We start from the raw sequence: 18,540 nt of genomic DNA, 5'->3' as shown, positions 1-18,540 counted from the left end.
TTGTGTTATCATGGGAGTGAGCCATCGGTAATTCCTCCTGTTATGAAGGTTTTCGTCGACTTAATCATAACGGAATTACCATGGCTTTTGTTTATTTCTTTTGTTGCATTTGATTTTACAATGAACCTCTTTGAACTTTTATAAAAACGGTCTACATTTATTGAATGCCGAATCGAAGAAAATCAAGGTGAACGCGATTGAATTCATCCGGCTTTTCCCATTGCGGCCAATGACCGGCATTTTTCATCAAGTAAAAACGATGGTTCGGCAAGTTGGACGCCGCCTTTTGCGCATCTTCCCAAGGTTGCCCAGGGTTGTGTTCTGTCCACAAAACCAATGTTTCTTGTTGAATTGATTGCAGAATACTGCTATCTCCAAACTGCGCCTTCAGATTATCCCGTGACTCCAAGATACTATTTACAACACTCTCTGTGATTTTTTTCATTATCTCTGCCGCACCAGGACGAGAATAGATATAATAGCGCGTCTCCACTAATTCTTCGGTTACATCGTTCGGATCTGCCATCAACCATTCCAAGCGTTTTCGCACTGCATCTTTTGTCAGGTTTTGTGCTGCCGCTTTCGACCGTTCTAACATATCTTCCAAATCTTTATATCCCTTTTCTGTCCACGGACATGGAATACCCGTATTGAGAACCAACCGATTCACCAATTCCGGGTACTTATAAGTAAAGTAAAGCGCAACAAAGGCCCCGAGAGATTCGCCAGACAAATTCACTTTATTGGCACCGATTTCATCGATAAAATCTTTGAGATGATTGACAAAATCGTCAATTTTATAGTTCAAATTCCTCGGTTTATCGGAAAATCCATGACCTACCATGTCAACAGCATATACCCGAAAATACTCAGAATGAGCTAAAATATTTCTTGCATAAGCTTCAGCATGTCCACCAGTTCCATGTAAGAAAATCAACGGTTCTCCAGTACCTGCTTCGATTACCCTCGTTCGAACATCTCCCGCTTGATAAAAAGTCTGCTTGACTTCCTGTCCAATCAAATTATTCCATATGCTTTTAATAGTTGCAGAACCCAAAACTCATACTCCCTCCTATCTGAGATATTCTATATGTTGGTTATTGTCGTTGAATAAAATATAATACATAATTTCTTAATAATACAATTGATCTTTTCTTTATTATGAATGCGTTTACATAAATATTTTTTATAAATTTATATTAAACGATTATTTGTGTTGATTTTATCAGTTATAATAATAATTAAATTAAATAATTAGGAGGTGAAATGAATTTGGATATTGATCAGCTCAAAACTTTTCTTTTAGTGAAAAGAGTTATGAATTACTCAAGAGCAGCTGAGCTGTTAAATGTGACACAACCAACTGTAACCGCAAGAATTCAGAACCTGGAAAAAGAACTTGATTGTAGATTATTTCACAAGGTAGGAAGAGCAATCACTCTAACGAAAGAAGGTGAAATTTTTTCACGCTATGCAGAAAAAATTCTCGACTATATGCATGAAGCTAAAGAATCTATTAGTCTGCTTAAGAAACCTCACCTTAAAATTGGATTTGCTCCTGGATTCTCTAAGCAACTTGTAATGGATGTAGTACATCTTTTCGAATCAAAATCAAAACACGATCTCATGCTTACGATCATTGAAGGTCAGGATTCCGCTGACCTGACAAACAAAGTGCTTAATAAAGATATTAATTTAGCATTTGTCCGGACTTTATTTACGCATCCAGAACTGAGCGCTCGGCATATTTGTGATGATAAACTTGTTTTCATAATAGGAACAGGGCACCGATTGGCAAATAAACAAAAGATTACAACAGAAGATCTTATTGGAGAAACGATGATTTGTTTTCTCAGACATACCCCCATATGGCGTAAAGTTGATGAAAAACTTGTTGGAATAGAAAAGTTAAAACGGATCGAGGTTGGAACGCTTGAAATGCTGAAGTCGATGGTAATAGCCAACTGGGGATTCAGCATCATTCCTTCATTGTCTATTGAGACACACGAAAAAAGCAAAATTCATACAAAAGAATTTGAAATTTTGGATAAAATCACAAATAAGGTAATCGCTTTATTCCGTAATGACTCTCCCAACATCGAATATATTCAGTTGTTTATTCAAACATTTAAAAATTTGATGGAAAATGTTAATGATGTTGTCATATCCTAGCAGTTCAGTTAAAACATGACATTCATGCAGAGAAGATATGGGTTATGTCAAACATTATTAAGGATGTGTATACGGTACCTAAAATTACCCACCGCGCTCATCGAAAAATCACTACCCTAACCGATAATCCCCAAGAGCTAAAAATCATTCAATGTGGGGACGGGGAGAGATAATCCAATTCATCCAAAAGTAAAATATTCTCATCGTGCACTACCGGGACAGGAAGTCTCAACAAGAGATTGCAAAAATCACAAGCATCGATCGAAATACGGTCAGAAAGTAAATCAAACAATACGAGCAGCAATGAAAGGAGTTGGAACAAACCGGAAATTTCTAAGAATACGAACGTCTTGATCCGATCGATTTTAGAAACACCCAAATATACTGTCGGTAAAGAAATGAAGCGAAAGCTGACGAAAGACGTTGAACGCCGGATTCAGGAAATGATCGATGAAAACGAAGAAAAACAGAGAAAGGGACAACACGAGCAAGTCAAAAAATCGGTGGATATTTACGAGTCATATGAGACGAAAAACGTGGACATCGGTTATAACACTGTGAAGCGCTATGTTCGAGTGTAGATGGAAAAACCAAAGGAGGCATTCGTCAAAGCGTGTTATGTGCCGGCAAGATATATGGGAATTTGCTTGGAGTATAGTGAAACTCACGACGCTTCCAAGGTTCTCGCACTTGATGCATACAATCGATCTTGTCCACCAGCTTTCCATCGCAAAATGATTAACAATATTTTTTATAGTAATTATAGAAAAATTCGATGGAAACGTATTAATAATAAAGAAAAGATCAATTGGATTTTAAAGAAATTATGTATTACATTATATCAAAAGAAAATAATATAAAAAATTTTAAAAGGAGGATTTATGTGGAAGTCAAAGCAGTAATAACCCGCAATAAAGGCGAATTCAGCGTGGAACAAGTTACGCTGCACGAGCCGAAGGCAGAGGAGGTATTGGTCCGAATTACCGCTGTCGGAATGTGTCATACTGACCTGAGTGCCAGAGACGGTTTAATCCCGTGTCCGTTTCCGATTGTTTTGGGTCATGAGGGAGCGGGCGTTGTGGAAAAGGTCGGGGCAGCGGTGCAAGGGATTGAACCGGGGGATCATGTGGTGTTATCTTATAGCTCTTGTGGAAGGTGTGATGCTTGTCTCCAAGGTAAAACCAGCGGATGTGTGCATTTCGTAACATTAAATTTTGGCGGCACCATGCTGGACGGTACCCGACGGATAGAACAAAATGGGCAGGAAATCTCTACGTTTTTCGGGCAGTCCTCTTTTTCAGAATATGCGGTTGCCAACTACCGAAATGTTATTAAAGTTCCGAAGGATGTTCCGCTCGAAATCATTGCTCCGCTTGGCTGCGGCATCTTAACCGGGAGTGGTGCGGTGATTAACAAACTGCAACCGGAACCAGGTTCTAGTATTGCTGTATTCGGCTGTGGAGCTGTCGGATTGAGTGCCCTGATGGCGGCCAAGTTAAAAGGCTGCACAACCGTTATTGCCATCGACATTAATGACAGTCGCTTGGAACTAGCGAAAGAACTTGGAGCCACCCACACAATTAACAGCAAAGAAGTCGGCAATGTGGTCGAAAGGGTCATCGAAATTTCTAATGGAGGCGTAATGTACGCTGTCGAAACCAGCGGTGTTCCGCAAGTTTTAAGACAGGCGGTTGACAGCACAAAACCGCTTGGAACAACGGCGGTTGTTGGTGCACCGGCAGCGGGGACAAACGTGGAATTGGATCACTTCGGCCTTATTATAGAAAAAAACGTTAGAGGAGTTATTATGGGAAGTTCAGTACCGCAAGTCTTTATTCCTCAATTGATTGAGTTGTATAAACAAGGCGTGTTCCCGTATGACAAGCTCATCAAGATCTACGACTTTGAGGAAATCAACCAAGCTGCAGAAGATTCCAAGAGCGGCAAAACGATCAAGCCGGTCTTGCGTGTTTCTGTCTAAAAGGCGTATCAGCTTTAAATAAGCAGACATTACTTCATTGATATTTTGACAGCGATTTCAGATTCGGGTAAATTTAAAATTTACGATAAATAATGTTATGAGGAGGAAATCAAGTTGACAGTTATGGTAGAGCAAGTTGAGATGTGGATTAACAATAGTGAAGTACCCGCAAGTAATTACTACGAAATCAAAGACCCTGGGCGTCTCACTGATGTGGTGGCTCGAGTTGCGAAAGGAACTGTCGAAGATGCCGATCATGCGGTAGAGGCTGCCCACAACGCATTTCTGTCTTGGCGAAAACTTGATGTGGGTGAACGGATCCAAGCAGTGTTGGCGGCCGCTAAAGTATTGGAAGAGTCAATTCCTCAATTGAGTCCATTGTTGGCGAGGGAGCATGGCGGTTTATTAGGTGAAACTCAAGTAGACTTTGGATATGCCGTGGGAGTGACCCGTTTCACTGCTGGAATTGCCGAATCCTATCTAACTCCACAAGTGATTGAAGATGAAACCTGCCGGATCGAAATCGAGAAAGTCCCGAGGGGTGTTGTCGCTGCTATCGTCCCTTGGAACTACCCGATCGCTTTGGCAATGATGAAACTTGCACCCGCGTTAATCACAGGAAACACTGTGGTGGTGAAACCGTCTCCGTTCGCCCCTGCAGCGCTCACTCTGGCTTTGAAAAAGATGGCTTCGGTCTTGCCCCCTGGAGTAATCAATGTTGTAAATGGGGACGGGGATGTGGGCGCGGCACTCACCCGCCATCCGTTGGTGAGGAAAATTTCTTTCACCGGCGGTACTCAAACAGCAAAGCATGTGATGGCTGATGCCGCGTCCACCATCAAAAACATTACGCTGGAGCTGGGGGGGAATGACCCGGCGATCATCTTGGACGATGTGAATCCGGCAGAGATCATGCCAGCGTTGGTTAAGGGGATTTTTACCAGATCAGGACAAATCTGCTTTGCGGTAAAACGGGTTTACGTACCTCAAAGTATGTATGACAAATTTTTCGATACGATGTGCCAGGTAGTTGATGAAATTAAAGTTGGGCACGGTTTGGACGAACGTTCAACCATGGGGCCGGTGAACAATCGTAATCAGTATCAATTTGTGAAAGATTTGATTCAACAAACCAAACAAAGCAACGCTGTCGTCCGAGAGTTGGGACAAAAGCTGCAACCGGAAGAATGGGAGAACGGTTATTATATCCTGCCGACCGTTGTGCGTGACATCGATCCGACATCAACATTGGTATGTTGTGAGCAGTTTGGTCCTGTGATTCCTGTAATCCCTTATCAAACATTGGAACAAGCGATCGAAATGGCAAATGACACCGAATTTGGATTAGGTTCTTCGGTATGGTCGGCAGACAGAAACCGGGCTGTCGAAGTCGCCCGTCAGATCGAAGCAGGCTTTACACTTATTAACGGCCACGGGATAGATATGCTTGACGTGCGGATGCCTTTTGGCGGGATTAAACAAAGCGGGATTGGTCGAGAGTTTACTGAGTTAAGTTTGGCTGACTATATTGAATATCACGGCATCCGTTATCTGAAATGAGTTGGAGATGTTAATCCTCATCTGGAAAAAGGTCAATAGAATCCGTATTCTCCAAAATTAATGAGGGAGGAGAATGCCTCATGTTGGACCATATACGGTATTTTTTAAACACGATACTTGTGCTTGTAGGGATCGCAGGGTATATTTTAGGCGGACAATGGGTGTGGATCGGTTCTGTAGGAGTGTTCATCTTTTTGTTACTGGGTGAACTTGCAATCGGACAGGATGAAGGGATAAGAAATGTGAAATATCCTTGGATAGCTGATTTACACTTGTACCTTCATCTTCCCCTGATGATCCTGCTTTATGCAGCTTATGCTTGGCGAATTAAAGAAGGATTTAATGAACCCACCACGGCTATGACGATCCTTGCCTACGCAGGATGCGTCATTACAGCAATGTTTATGGCTGCTGTACCCAATGTGGGGATAGCTCACGAATTATGGCACAGAAAGGGGACGTTTCAAAGAAATCTGGGTTATATAATGGGCGTATTTTGGGGAGATCCCACGCGCGATTTGGCTCATGTATATACTCACCATATTCATGTGGGAACACCGAAAGATTCAGATACTGCCTACCGGGGTGAAACGGTCTATGCATTTGCGCTGCGAGCAACATTTGGCGCTCTAAGAGACGCCTTCAGAATTGAGAGAGAGTTTCAAAAGAAAAGAGGGCGCTCAATTTGGTCATTGCGTAGTCGCATTACCCAAGCAATTCTATTGCTGGCTCTTGTGATAGGTAGTTTTTACTATGTCGCCGGATGGCTAGGTGCAGCACTAGTGACTACCAACCTAATTTTAGCAAAGATGCTTGTCGAAATTTTCAATTATACGCAACATTACGGACTTATCAGGGTAGAAGGTACTCCGATTAAAGACCATCATGCATGGGAACATCGTACACCCTTCACCAGGATAGCCGGTTCGGAAATCACGACGCATGCACACCATCATTTAGATAGTGACGTCCCTCATTATGCACTGAAACCAAGCGCCATAGACAATAGAATGCCAACCATCCTTCTTTGTTTCCTGATGTCGTTTGTTCCGCCACTTTGGTTCTGGTTTGTCAAGAAAAAACTGAAGAAAATTGATTTGCTCTATGCCTCGCCGGAAGAAAGAGAACTGGCAAAAAAAGCAAACGAAAAAGCCGGTTGGCCGAACTGGTTTGAAGAAGATGCTGTAAAGGCCGTTTCGTATCAAAACTAAGGTCCTATGGCAGTATCTAACCAACGATATAGGCAATTTCAACCCGAATTGTCTTTTTATTCATGATGCGTATTCATGGCGCGGAAAGGGAGATTACGATGGCGAATTTACTTACTAGGATATTCAATAAAACACAGAACCCCCGCTTTGTTGATGTACAACCTACCGGCGACCGCTTTCCTGTACATCCAAAACAAACATTGCTGCAGGCAGCTTTGTCAGCGGGGGTACCTTTCCCGCATGACTGTAAGGTTGGGACTTGTGCTACTTGCAAATGCCGCTTAATCGAAGGGGAAGTAAAATCGATCATGGACTTTTCCTACACGCTAAGCAGAGAAGAATTAGAACAGGGCTATATTCTTGCATGTCAGTCATTTGTCAAAAGTAACCTTAAGGTTTGGCTTGACCGGCCTATGGAAGGCCCTCTTCATACTGTTAAATCTATAAACGGTGTGATTCGCAAGTGCGAATCGTTGACACACGACATACTCAAAATTGTGATTGAACTGGACGAAAGCATTACTTACGAAGCCGGACAATATGCAGATCTGTCGGTACCAGGCATCAAGGAACCCCGATCGTATTCGTTTGCGGATGCGCCGAAGAAACAAGGACAAACAGAGATCAGTTTCTTTATTCGCCGAGTGCCAAAAGGGGAAATGACCGGCTGGTTGTTTGCAGCGGACCGGACGGGCGAAAAAGTGACTGTAACCGGCCCCTACGGATCCTTCTATTTGCGGCCTTCCGATCAACCGATTGTATGCATTGCGGGTGGCAGTGGCTTAGCTCCAATTAAAGCGATATTAGAGCAAGCAGCCAAACAAGGAGGAAATATTCCGGTATTATTTTTGTTTGGCGCACGCACGCAACGCGACCTGTATTGTCTAGATGAGATCGATCAGATCATTTCGGTCTGGAACGCGCCTTTCCATTTCATTCCGGTATTGTCGGAAGAGCCGATCGACAGCGATTGGTTAGGAGCCCGGGGTTTGGTCACCGAACATATCAAAGATCAGCCTGGAATTCAGGTATCGTCTTGCAAAGCTTATCTTTGTGGGCCTCCAGGAATGATCGATGCAGCTATAAGCAAACTGAATGAATGTGGTGTCACCTCAGATCAAATCTTTTTTGACAAGTTTTTGGACCGTAGTCACACACAGGCGAAAAGATAATACTCCCAAGCATCATGTAGACGACCTTGCTGCTAATGCAGCACCAGCAAGTGGATAAAGATATCCTTGGAAAGGATAGTACAAATTTCGATAACATGGGAAGGAGTTCTGACTCGATAGGTGCCTAGAGCCCTTGATATAGAGGATACAACAACTAAAAATTAAAAATTTTGATACGTAAAACAAATATTTCGAAGCAGTAAACAGCTGAAAACTTCTGTTAAAGATGCAAAGGAGGATTTTAATATGGCCAAAAAATTCATGAAAATTTTAGGTACAGTACTAGTATTGGCTGGTATAGCAGGTTTTATTTTTCCTTTCCATGGATTGCTTTCTTTAACAATGACACACAACGTGTTTCACATTTTGACAGGCGTTCTCGCTCTTGCGGTAAGCGGAAACAACGAAAGAAGTATTTTGTTCGCGAGATTTTTCGGAATCGTATATCTGATTGTGGCAGTATTAGGTCTGTTCACACGAGACGTTTTAGGGCTGATCATCTTAGAACCGTTAGATACGTTCATTCACTTTGCAATAGCCATTCTGGCTCTTGTGATTGGGTTCAAGAGCGTTAATTCAAAATCTCCAGGTATACAGCGTAATTTACACTAAGACAACCGAACTCTTTACCAATCGGTTGAACTAAAAAGCGTTAAAAATATCATCCGTGTATACTTACGTGGAGTATCTGTCAGATAAACAATTTATGGGGAGGTTACGGAAATATCATGTGCCATTCATTTTGAGATATTATTTAAATAAATATGTTTATTATGTTTAGTAAATTAATGTTTATTAATTAAAGTTCTTGTGATCAAGTCCATATTTATGTGTAAAATTGCCCTCGGTTAGTTAGAACGCCCCCTTCCGTCATCCAAGGCTAGACGCAGAGGGCTCGCCCCCTGTACCCTGTCACTCGCCGTGTGGCAAGCCCAGCAATGAGTTGCTGGGCAAAATATCAGTGTGCGGGATTATCCTATCAAGGCTAAATGGAACGCTTCACGTCCTTGACAAGCTGTCAAAGGATGGGTCAACAGATACGTGTGACCTTGACATCACGTTTCGTTGCCTATGATTCTCGCCACGTCAGTTACTCTGTTATATCCAGGTACTTTCTGCCATTTGCCCACTTCTCGTCGATTTCCATCAGCAATGCCCCAATCAGTCGCATAGGCGATTACACCCGCCGAACGGGCTGTGGCGGTAACTGCCGTTCCGAAGTTCCTCCTGCAATTGACGAAGAAAGGGAACAATGCCTTTCTGCTCGATGTCCTCAATCGTGACCCCGTCCACGCCGGCACTGCTACCGTTTGCTTTTACCATCTCCTAAGCTCGCCAACGTCTCTCTCGATTCTGCTTAACCGCAAGGTACAGCTTGACTTGGAGAGAGCGCGTCTTTTTTTGCAGGTGGTTAGCCATTTTTGACTTCATGCAACGCCTCTCTCTTCGTCTCTTGTCTCGCATGGAACCAACCGTTCCACTCCCCTTACCGCGGCGAGTTCTTCGAGACTGCCATCCAGGTTCTTCGTCTCTTCTATGGCCTTCGCCGTGACACTCCCGGCTCGGCTCTAGCTTGTTCCCCTTTTGGAGCTGCCATCACGCGGCGGCAGATTCGCTTAATATTACGGACCGTCTGGTTGCTCCTCCTATAGAGTTTTTAACACGGCGCTTCGATGCCCGGCGTCTCCCCAGTGCAGCGGTCGTCTGCTACCGGGATCCCTGGCGATTACCCGGACCGGACTTTCATCGGCTGATCACCATTAGCTTGCGCGGATTCAATCTCAACTCGCTCTGGGCATACAGTGCGTCTGTTACCGCTACCAGGTGACGACTTGAAAGTGCCTGCGAACGGCCTGAACCAATCCACCGTTGTCATCCGACACAACAAGGTTGACACCTCGCAGTCCACTTTTCAGCCAGCCAAAAATTCACTCCAGCTGACTTCCGACTCACTGTCTCCAATCATGAGGCCCAATGCCTCGCGGTATCCGTCAGTATTCACACCAATCCCGATGAGTGCACTACGTGAACGGACTTGACCCTCTTCCCGGATTTTAAGGACCCTACAGATTAATTTATTAGCTTGTTCTGCTGGCATTTCGCATGTTCCACAATGAATTTTAAAATCAAGCCCGGTTGAATAACTAATTTTACAATGTAAGTGCTAGCAAACAACCAGAAATGGTGGTATCAACTTGATGTATTCTAGGTCTACCGGTAGTCTTCCAGTCACATTAGATGTGCTTAAGCGTCGAACTTATAGCCATTCTGAAAACAAATCACTTCTTGCACACTGTTAATTCACAAGTTCTTCAAAAAAGTGAGCGGCTACTCCTTTACAGGCGAGTAGATTTCATCTACCCTCTTTCCAGTCAGCGTACCTGATCCGTTGCATCTGAAGCAAGGTCTCTTCCCCAATCCGCGTATACCAGCTGCCGCCCAAGCGCCCCAGCGGTTTCAGGATATCATACCGGATCCGGCCATTCTCCCAAACCGCATCGTCGATGTGGACATGCACCACATCCCCCATCACCCAGTAATTCTCCTCCCCGTCAGCGGCCAGCTTGATCATGTCCCGATACCGGCACTCGATGTGAATGGGAGACTGCGCGATTCCCGGCACGCGGATCTTGCGGCTGGGAAAGGTCGTCAGTCCCGCATGGGGCAATTCGCTTTCGCCCGGCGGGAATTCTATCGCCGTGATGTTCATCGCCTCCGCCATCTTTTCCGGCACGATGTTCACGACATACTCCCGCGTCTCGGTGATATTGCGGACGGTGTCCTTCCAGTCGCCGACGCTGATCCCAAGTACCGGCGGCGTGGCCGACATGACATTGAAAAAACTGAACGGCGCGGCGTTCAGTGTACCGTCTGCACCCATCGATGTCACCCAAGCAATCGGGCGCGGCACAATCATGTTGGTCATCAATAGGTAGCGGTCCCGCTTCGCCATGGACTGAATGTCAATCTCCATTTTTTTGTCCTCCCGTTGTGATTTGCAGATCCATTGAATGTCAAATCGACCGTTCATCACCCATCGTAAAAATCCTGCAGTTTATGTGCAAGTATGAAATCATCCCCTCATTATTTTTCATATTATTTTTTCACATATTTTTCTACCGCTTTCCTCGTCTCTTCCTCGCCAAAGACCAGCGCAAATTCATTGACACTGGCATTGATCGACTCCTGCAGCGTCGTGTTCTGCCAGACTTCGAAGAGACGCTTTTGGGAACGGATGGCTGCCTTGGAATGGACCGTGATCCGCTGCAACATCCGCTCCACCGCTTCATCCAGCGCATGCGGTTCCACTACCTGATTGATCAAGCCATACTTGTCCATCTCTTCCACGCCGTACAGATCTCCGGTGAGCAACATCTCCTTCGCCTTGCTCAGGCCGATATGCTGTTGCAACAGGGCGGCATCCAGCACCGAAGGGATCCCCACCTTGATCTCCGGCATCCCGAACCGCGCATGCGTCACCGCGATCCGGATATCGCAGGCCATGGCCAGTTCCATGGCCCCGCCGATGCAATACCCGTTGATGGCGCTGACAGTCGGCAAAGGAGAGGTTCGGACCGCATCCAGCAAACCTCTCAGTTCCGAGATCAATTCTCTGGCTTCGGCCGTGCTCAAATTGCGAAAACTTTCCACATGCACACCGGCCGAAAAAGAACGCTCCCCCATCCCGCGAAACACGATGGCATCCAGCCCCTGTTCGGAAGCTTCCTGCACGCGGCGGTGAGCATCGCGAATATCCTCGCGCGTGAGCGCGTTCAATTTCTCCGGCCGGTTGAAAAAGATCCAACGAACCCCATGCTGATCCTTGACGAGTAAATTGGACATCCTGATTCCCTCCCCAAACCGTGATAACCATCCTGTGTGTTTATAAATATAAACTGATACTTATATTTTAAAACAACCGGCAAAAAATACAAATCAAATCTTATTGATCGACATTTGCAAAACTTCGCATCCCTGCAAAAAGGGGACTGGCCCCTTTCACACCGGAGCTGTCCCCTGCTTTGGTCATGACTTCAGCACATGATTTCTCTGCACATGATTTCAATGATTTCATCATCTGTCGTCCTTCTCGTCCAGCCATCCTGCCCGTTTCACGCAAGTCTACCTTATTTGGAGGGCTCGTAGAGAAACTGATCCGTCTTCGGATCGTATTTCACCAGCGGAGTCACCTTCTCCAGCTTGCCGTCCTTTGCCCGGGTCAAATACATCGACGTCTGGCCATAACGGGTATCAGGCGTGTAGTATACATCGTAATACATCGATCCGTCCCAGTCGTCCAGCGTTTCCATGGCGGCAATGAAATGATCCCATGTCAACTCCTCTCCCGCACGGCGCAATCCCTCCACCAGCACTTGTGCAGCCGCCCAGCCGATTTGCGCATTGGCACTCGGGACAGACTTCGGGAAGTCTTTGCTGTACTGCTGAACAAATTCTTGGATTTTCGGGTTGTCCGTCTCGTCAATGGATACCATGGAAAGCGTACTGTATACCCCGTCCCAAGCGTCACCCGTCAAGTCGTACATCACTTTATGGTCCATTCCGATGGCGTAGGTAACCATCAAAGGAATGTCTGTCGCCCCGATCTTGACCATTTCCTTTCGGAAAGCGGCGGCATTCTTCTGGATCCCGGTCATAATGATCACGTCCGGATTGGCTTGTTTCAAGCGTTGGGCATGGGCGCTAAAATCCACCTCCTGAACATTGTGCGGCACCTCGGCGACCAGTTGAACGTCCGGATGCTTTTTCAGCTCCTCCTTCGCACCGAAATACCCTTCTTTGCCATAATCGTCGTTTTCATAAAAGATGGCGATCCGCTTGGCGTTCAAATGATTGACGGCGTAGTCGACAAAGAAACGTCCTTCAATCTTGTAGTTCAACTGCAATCCAAACCAGTTTTTGCGCAAGGGCTCAAGAAAGGCGCTGGTTGAAGCGGGCGAAGGACCAACCATGGGAATTTCGCCAAACAGCGACTCGGCAGCCTGGTGACACGGGGTACAGGTGGTGGCCACAATGGCGAACACCTTGTCCTCTTGCACCAGTCGCTGGACAACAGGCACCGTCTTATTGGGCTGGTATTCGTTGTCATAAGCGATCAGTTTCAGCATCCGCCCGTTGACCCCTCCCTGGGCGTTGACCAGGTTGAAATAGGATTGGATGCCTTCACGGATCACATCGTAAGAGGCGGCAAAACCGGTTTGCGGCCCAAAATGTCCGATTTTGATCTCCTTGTCGGTGACACCTTGAGCCAATTGAACTCCCTCTTGAGAGTCAGGCCCGCCGTCTTTCTCCCGCTGACCGGTGCCGGCAGTCTGGGAACTGCAGGCCACAGCAACGGCTAACAATAAACTGAGCATCGCGACGAAAAGAAAACGATTCTTTTTCATCCATACACCCCCGCTATGTTCATCATTCACATGTCCATCATTCATGTGTGAATTTTTGAATCTCACGGATCGACTCCGGATTGTCCAGAGCCGACAAATCCCCCGGATTCTTGCCCAGATAAACGGCACGGATGACCCGGTGCATGATTTTTGCGCTGCGGGTCTTTGGCAACTCTGCGACAAAGTGAATGGCCTTCGGACGCAGGGCCTTGCCAATCTGTTCCGTCACCATCTGCATCAGTTTTTCAGCCAGCGACTCATCCGGCGCATGGCCCGGATTGATCACCGCAAAGCAGACCGGCACTTCGCCTTTCAGCGGATCGGGAACGCCAATCGTGGCAGCTTCCCGCACCGCTGGATGGCTCACCAAAATGGATTCCATTTCCGAAGGCCCCATCCGCTTGCCCGCCACGTTCAGGGTGTCATCGGAACGGCCGATGATCGTCCAGAAGCCTTGCTCATCCCGAATGACGGCATCGCCGTGAACCCAGATGTTTTTCCAACGGCTCCAATAGGTCTCCTCATAGCGTTCCGGTTCTTGCCAAAAACCGTGCGTCATGCCCACCCAGGGCTGTCTGACCACCAGCTCCCCTATCTGCCCATACACCGGTTTGCCTTCTTGATCCAATACGTCCACATCCATGCCTAGATTCGGAGCATTGAAACAGGTCGGGGCAATCGGCTTGAGGACCGTTGTGCCGATGATCACGCCCGAGACTTCCGTACCGCCGGAAACATTCAGAATGGGCAGCCGTTTTTTTCCAACCTTCTCAAACAACCAGTTCCACGGCTCCGGATTCCAGGGCTCTCCCGTCGAGGCAAAAGCCTTGAGACTGGACAGATCGTGCCGGCCGGCCAGTTCCTCGCCATGCGGAACCATGGCGCGAATCAATGTGGGCGCAACACCCAGGATACTCACCTGGTGCCGCTCCGCCATCTGCCATATCCGGTCGGGAGCGGGAAAGTCCGGAGAACCGTCGTACATGACCAGCGTTGCCGCATTCATCAAGGAACCGAGCAGAACCAGCGGCCCGACGACCCAGCCCATATCGGTCACCCAGAACATCACCTCGCCCGGCCGCAAATCCAGTTGCAGCCCCGCCTCAAATGCGGCGCGAATCGGGAATCCGGCATGGATGTGCACCGTCCCTTTCGGCTTGGTTCCGGAAGTATACAACAGCATGAACGGCGTGTCGCTGTCGAGAACCTCGCAGGACACCTCCTCTCGTTCAGCCTCTTTCTCAGCCTCCAGCTCCTTCCAGTCGATATCCTTGTCCTGGTTCCAAGGTATCTCCCTGCCGAGCGAACGAACCACCACCACCTTTTCGATGGTCGGAGACAACGCAACGGCCTTATCCGCCTCCTCTTTCATCGGGACCACCTTTCCCCGGCGGATAAATCCGTCAGCTGTCACCAACATCCTGGCCCCGGAACTCTGCAGCCGCTTGGCGACCGGATCGGCCGCGAAACCGGAGAACGATGGAATGAAGATGGCTCCGATTTTGGCAACAGCCAGCATGATCACCGCCGCTTCGGGAATCATCGGCAGATAGATGCCGATGCGATCCCCTTTCTGAACCCCTTGTCTCTTCAATCCGGCGGCCACCCGGTTCACCCATCCGGCCAATGCCTCATATGTATAGCGGCGAATCACTCCATCCTCCCTTTCGTAAATCAAGGCATTCCGGCGCCGCACCTGGGGATCTTCCAGCCACTTGTCCAGGACGTTGTAAGCCAGATTGAGCTTGCCGCCGACAAACCACCGCGGCCATTGCGGGCCACGTGAGAGATCCAGCACCTGACGATATGGTTGAAACCAGGCAATTCCCAGTTCTTTTTCTGCTTCCCCCCAAAACCAAGCGATATCCCTTACCGAAGCTTGATGGAAACGGTCATAATCCTCGAATCCCAATCGCTTCATCCACTGGTATAGGCGTGTGGATTCGACACGTTCTTTGGTCGGATACCATACGGCCTGATTCACTGAAATCACTCCTCCAAGCATTGTTAGCGCTTTCAAAACCGATACTTTTCTTCAATGTTGGCTTTGTAATAGCGTTGGCTGGATGAATTTCTGCTGTGGTCTTTTATGGGGATAACTAACCATAGCATATAAATATTTGCCCTTTATTTTGTTTATTCGTAACAAAAAAGAAAATGACTTTGGCATTTGCCAAAACGGGCAAATGCCAAAGTACTCCATGGAGTAGAATCACTTCAGTGGATGGTTCAGCCACTTTTCGTAGAAGGTGTCGATGTCCGGTTGGAAGTCAAACACTACTGGGTATCCTGGAGGCACCGCTTCCACTTCCAGGAGCGTGGCACAACCAGGACAAATATATTCACGCAATTCCATCCAATCCGGATCACATCCCAGCATGTCCGGATAGATTTCATTAATTTTTTCCTTGCTGTCCCGGACATAAATCACCGCCTGTAACTTCCAGTTTTGTTTCACATCGCCAAACTCGTGTCCGCAGTCACATTTCACCACGCGGCTCTTATCCGGCTTTTCCACCACGTACAGATGCTCCGCATAAGGCAAGAGAATCTTATCATCCCAAGGTACCGATTCCTGCGCAATCTGTAACATCTTCCAAAAACGATCCGCATCTTTATGACTGGATTGCATCTCATGAACCTTTTGAAAAGGCAGTTCCCCACGCTTCAGTTGACGCAATGTTTCCAGATCGTATTCCGCCATTTGATTCGTCTCCTTTCATCACCATGTTTTATCATTCATCATCGAGGTTTTATCGAAGATGGGTCGGTTATTCTTCAACCATACGAAAATCTTCCGGTAAATTCCAAAAAGACAGGTATTTTTGCCGCCATTCTGGGGACAAATCCATGGAGCTCTGATACATTTCACGGACGGGCTGGATAAAGTCCCGTTGCAAAATGCGTTCCCGTTGCTCTTTCAGGAATTGACTGACGGGAATCGCTTTCTCCAGGCGCTCTCTCCGCTTTTCTTTCCTCCGGGCTTCCGTTTTGGCCACATCGACATGCCATCTTCCATCCGCTCCCTGTTCCGCCACAACGCCATAAATGGAATCGGCGTAACGCGGCAACAGATAGCCGCCGTTTAAGTCTGCTTCAACCGCTTTCGGATCGCGTTCCAGCACATCACCGAGTCCGGGACCGCCACGGTGCACCGAAACGTAAATATCATACTCAGAAAATTTTTGCGGTCCTGCTGTGGCATGTTTGTCAAACACATTTTTCTCCGCCTGGACAAGCGCATTCACCTCAGAATGTTCCGGATCGCCATCACACGTAGGATAAGGCAACTGCCTGGCGATAATTTCTTTCATGTTGGTCCCATGCAGGCTGTGACGGTAACCCGCATTGCCTGGGTATCCTCCAAAAATCCCGGCGCTGCCAAATACATATCCGTCCGCAAGCCCGTTAAACAACACTTGTTCATTGGTCCGGTACAACATGCGGACGCTTTCCAGTCCCGCACCTCCACGATATTTTCCCGGCCCCGGCGTCATCGGCTTAATGGTGCGGCCAAGATAAAGCAACGGCTCCAACATTTCCCAGGACTCTGCCTCACCCATATCCCCCTCCGGATTCCACATCGCCGCAGTAGTATCCTCTCCGTCCTTGACATACATTGCCCCGGTTCCTTCGCAAGACATCTCGAAGTTGGTAAAGGCTGATTCCACGCCGAAGTGGTTAATACCCCCGCCTTGCAGGATATTTCCCGTCAAAGGAAAACTGGCCGATATCTCCTCGACATACCCTCTTGCATAATAAGCTCGGGCCAGACTACGGATCATCCCCGAAAAAGCGGGAATCAGGAAGTGCCAGGAAAGCGTGGTAGAAACCTTTTCATAATCGGGGTTGCACCAGGAACCGTAAGGCAATTTCAGCGAAGTGGCCAGGTAGGCTCCGTCATTGATCTTATCATTTGGGATCAATGATTGGGTCAACTGCACCCAAAGGGCTCCCTGCATCGGGGATGGCGCACAGTTGAACGAATGGTAGCCCCACTTGTTGGCTCCTTCAAATGACATGTCAAACTCCCCGTTTGCGCCAATCTTCAATTGCAAAGGAGCGTGCATGATAATATCTTTGCGGCATTTGTGAGAAACGGTGGGATCCTCTTTCCAAGGCACATCTGTGAAGCGTGGGGATTCGTACACCCCGGGAAAGGTCATTTCTTTGACCCGTGCCAGAAAACTGCGGCGTCCTTCTTCTATCACTTCGCGAATAAAACGCTTGTAAGTGTCAATTCCCTCTTCCCGAATTACACGGTAAACCTGATCACGGATCATTTGACATCCCGCCAAACGTGTCCGTTCATCCAGTACCCAATACATTTCGGCTCGTACCGAATCGGCGACTTTGATCAAGTAACTCTGGTAAAACTCGTCATTTTCTCCGGCCTTTTCACAAGAAAGCAGCAACCCGTCACCGTAGCGATCTTCGTGACCAAAGGCCATCGAACCTGGACGCACCGCGCCGACGTCGATCTCATGCGTCACACCACCGGCCCATCCGATCAATTCCCCTTCCCAAAAAATCGGGATCAACGTATGGACGTCAGCTGTGTGTACGTCTCCAATGATCGAATTGTTATTGGAGAAAATATCACCCGGCCGAATCCCCGGATTTTGCTCAAAGTTCTTGCGAATCATGTACTTAATCGCGTCACTCATCGTGTGAACATGAACGATGATTCCCGTTGAAAGAGCAATCGAATCACCTTCCGGTGTATAAAGCGCGAAGCACAATTCACCAATCTCCTTCACGATCGGGGAGGCGGAAATATTCAAAGCGGTTTCCCTGGCATTCACCAGTCCCCCGCGCAACTGGGAGAAAATTCGTTCATACCGGATCGGATCCTTTTCACGCAGTGTCAGTTCATCCAATCCCCAATACTTCCCTGTCTGCGCAAACAGGCGCTCAGATTCATCCAGCATTTCCTTCAATGTTCTTCCTTCCCAACCAATTGGACGTGCTTGCATGATTTCCTGTTTCGTTGTCGCACACATCAGTAATAACTCCTTTCTTGACCCTTTTTTAATAAT

The 18,540-nt window shown here is 47.3% G+C and carries 15 protein-coding genes; 7 read left to right on the top strand and 8 right to left on the bottom strand.

Features of this window, described 5'->3' with window-relative positions:
- Positions 1–157: 157 nt before the first annotated feature.
- Positions 158–1,042, bottom strand: coding sequence for a hypothetical protein (locus tag BAA01_06190; protein OUM84733.1), 885 nt, complete (start codon positions 1,040–1,042; stop codon positions 158–160).
- A gap of 230 nt (positions 1,043–1,272) precedes the next feature.
- On the opposite strand from BAA01_06190, the gene BAA01_06185 reads away from it, so the two are divergent.
- From BAA01_06185 to BAA01_06155, 7 genes are all read left to right on the top strand, one after another.
- Positions 1,273–2,172, top strand: a complete 900-nt coding sequence (locus BAA01_06185) for a hypothetical protein (protein ID OUM84715.1) — start codon at positions 1,273–1,275, stop codon at positions 2,170–2,172.
- Between the two features lie 350 nt (positions 2,173–2,522).
- Positions 2,523–2,753 carry a hypothetical protein gene (locus tag BAA01_06180; GenBank protein ID OUM84714.1) on the top strand — a complete coding sequence of 77 codons (231 nt, stop codon included), beginning with the start codon at positions 2,523–2,525 and terminating at the stop codon, positions 2,751–2,753.
- A gap of 302 nt (positions 2,754–3,055) precedes the next feature.
- Positions 3,056–4,153: an alcohol dehydrogenase gene (locus BAA01_06175; protein ID OUM84713.1), complete on the top strand. Its 1,098-nt coding sequence runs from the start codon at positions 3,056–3,058 to the stop codon at positions 4,151–4,153.
- Between the two features lie 186 nt (positions 4,154–4,339).
- Entirely contained in the window at positions 4,340–5,713 is a 1,374-nt protein-coding gene (locus BAA01_06170) for an aldehyde dehydrogenase (GenBank protein OUM84732.1), read from the top strand.
- Positions 5,714–5,796: 83 nt separating this feature from the next.
- The gene (locus tag BAA01_06165; protein ID OUM84731.1) at positions 5,797–6,924 is read left to right on the top strand and encodes a hypothetical protein; all 1,128 of its coding nucleotides are present in this window, start codon (positions 5,797–5,799) and stop codon (positions 6,922–6,924) included.
- A gap of 98 nt (positions 6,925–7,022) precedes the next feature.
- Positions 7,023–8,096 (top strand): oxidoreductase, encoded by a 1,074-nt coding sequence (locus BAA01_06160; GenBank protein OUM84712.1) that lies wholly within the window; start codon positions 7,023–7,025, stop codon positions 8,094–8,096.
- Positions 8,097–8,342: 246 nt separating this feature from the next.
- Entirely contained in the window at positions 8,343–8,708 is a 366-nt protein-coding gene (locus BAA01_06155) for a hypothetical protein (GenBank protein OUM84711.1), read from the top strand.
- A gap of 1,300 nt (positions 8,709–10,008) precedes the next feature.
- On the opposite strand, the gene BAA01_06150 is transcribed toward BAA01_06155, so the two are convergent.
- The 7 genes from BAA01_06150 to BAA01_06120 all read right to left on the bottom strand — a co-directional run bounded on the left by BAA01_06150 (position 10,009) and on the right by BAA01_06120 (position 18,504).
- Positions 10,009–10,194, bottom strand: a complete 186-nt coding sequence (locus BAA01_06150; GenBank protein ID OUM84710.1) for a hypothetical protein — start codon at positions 10,192–10,194, stop codon at positions 10,009–10,011.
- Between the two features lie 255 nt (positions 10,195–10,449).
- Positions 10,450–11,070 carry a hypothetical protein gene (locus BAA01_06145; protein ID OUM84730.1) on the bottom strand — a complete coding sequence of 207 codons (621 nt, stop codon included), beginning with the start codon at positions 11,068–11,070 and terminating at the stop codon, positions 10,450–10,452.
- A 122-nt stretch (positions 11,071–11,192) separates the two neighbouring features.
- Positions 11,193–11,939: a hypothetical protein gene (locus BAA01_06140; protein OUM84709.1), complete on the bottom strand. Its 747-nt coding sequence runs from the start codon at positions 11,937–11,939 to the stop codon at positions 11,193–11,195.
- Between the two features lie 284 nt (positions 11,940–12,223).
- Positions 12,224–13,501, bottom strand: a complete 1,278-nt coding sequence (locus tag BAA01_06135) for a hypothetical protein (GenBank protein ID OUM84708.1) — start codon at positions 13,499–13,501, stop codon at positions 12,224–12,226.
- Positions 13,502–13,538: 37 nt separating this feature from the next.
- Entirely contained in the window at positions 13,539–15,506 is a 1,968-nt protein-coding gene (locus BAA01_06130; GenBank protein OUM84707.1) for an AMP-dependent synthetase, read from the bottom strand.
- A 207-nt stretch (positions 15,507–15,713) separates the two neighbouring features.
- Entirely contained in the window at positions 15,714–16,205 is a 492-nt protein-coding gene (locus BAA01_06125; protein OUM84706.1) for an acetone carboxylase subunit gamma, read from the bottom strand.
- Between the two features lie 67 nt (positions 16,206–16,272).
- Complete coding sequence (locus BAA01_06120; protein ID OUM84705.1) at positions 16,273–18,504, bottom strand: acetone carboxylase subunit alpha; 2,232 nt, start codon at positions 18,502–18,504, stop codon at positions 16,273–16,275.
- Positions 18,505–18,540 lie beyond the last annotated feature (36 nt).

Source organism: Bacillus thermozeamaize, from assembly GCA_002159075.1.
Classification (GTDB): domain Bacteria; phylum Bacillota; class Bacilli; order ZCTH02-B2; family ZCTH02-B2; genus Bacillus_BB; species Bacillus_BB thermozeamaize.
Note: the sequence above shows the minus strand (reverse complement) of the source record. Positions and strands in the feature narration are given on the sequence as shown.

Bases quoted from the DNA above. Each gene is read 5' to 3' on its own strand.
- BAA01_06160 (OUM84712.1), top strand. From the start codon at position 7,023: ATGGCGAATTTACTTACTAGGATATTCAATAAAACACAGAACCCCCGC.
- BAA01_06155 (OUM84711.1), top strand. From the start codon at position 8,343: ATGGCCAAAAAATTCATGAAAATTTTAGGTACAGTACTAGTATTGGCT.
- BAA01_06150 (OUM84710.1), bottom strand. From the start codon at position 10,194: ATGCCAGCAGAACAAGCTAATAAATTAATCTGTAGGGTCCTTAAAATC.
- BAA01_06145 (OUM84730.1), bottom strand. From the start codon at position 11,070: ATGGAGATTGACATTCAGTCCATGGCGAAGCGGGACCGCTACCTATTG.
- BAA01_06140 (OUM84709.1), bottom strand. From the start codon at position 11,939: ATGTCCAATTTACTCGTCAAGGATCAGCATGGGGTTCGTTGGATCTTT.
- BAA01_06135 (OUM84708.1), bottom strand. From the start codon at position 13,501: ATGAAAAAGAATCGTTTTCTTTTCGTCGCGATGCTCAGTTTATTGTTA.
- BAA01_06130 (OUM84707.1), bottom strand. From the start codon at position 15,506: ATGCTTGGAGGAGTGATTTCAGTGAATCAGGCCGTATGGTATCCGACC.
- BAA01_06125 (OUM84706.1), bottom strand. From the start codon at position 16,205: ATGGCGGAATACGATCTGGAAACATTGCGTCAACTGAAGCGTGGGGAA.
- BAA01_06120 (OUM84705.1), bottom strand. From the start codon at position 18,504: ATGTGTGCGACAACGAAACAGGAAATCATGCAAGCACGTCCAATTGGT.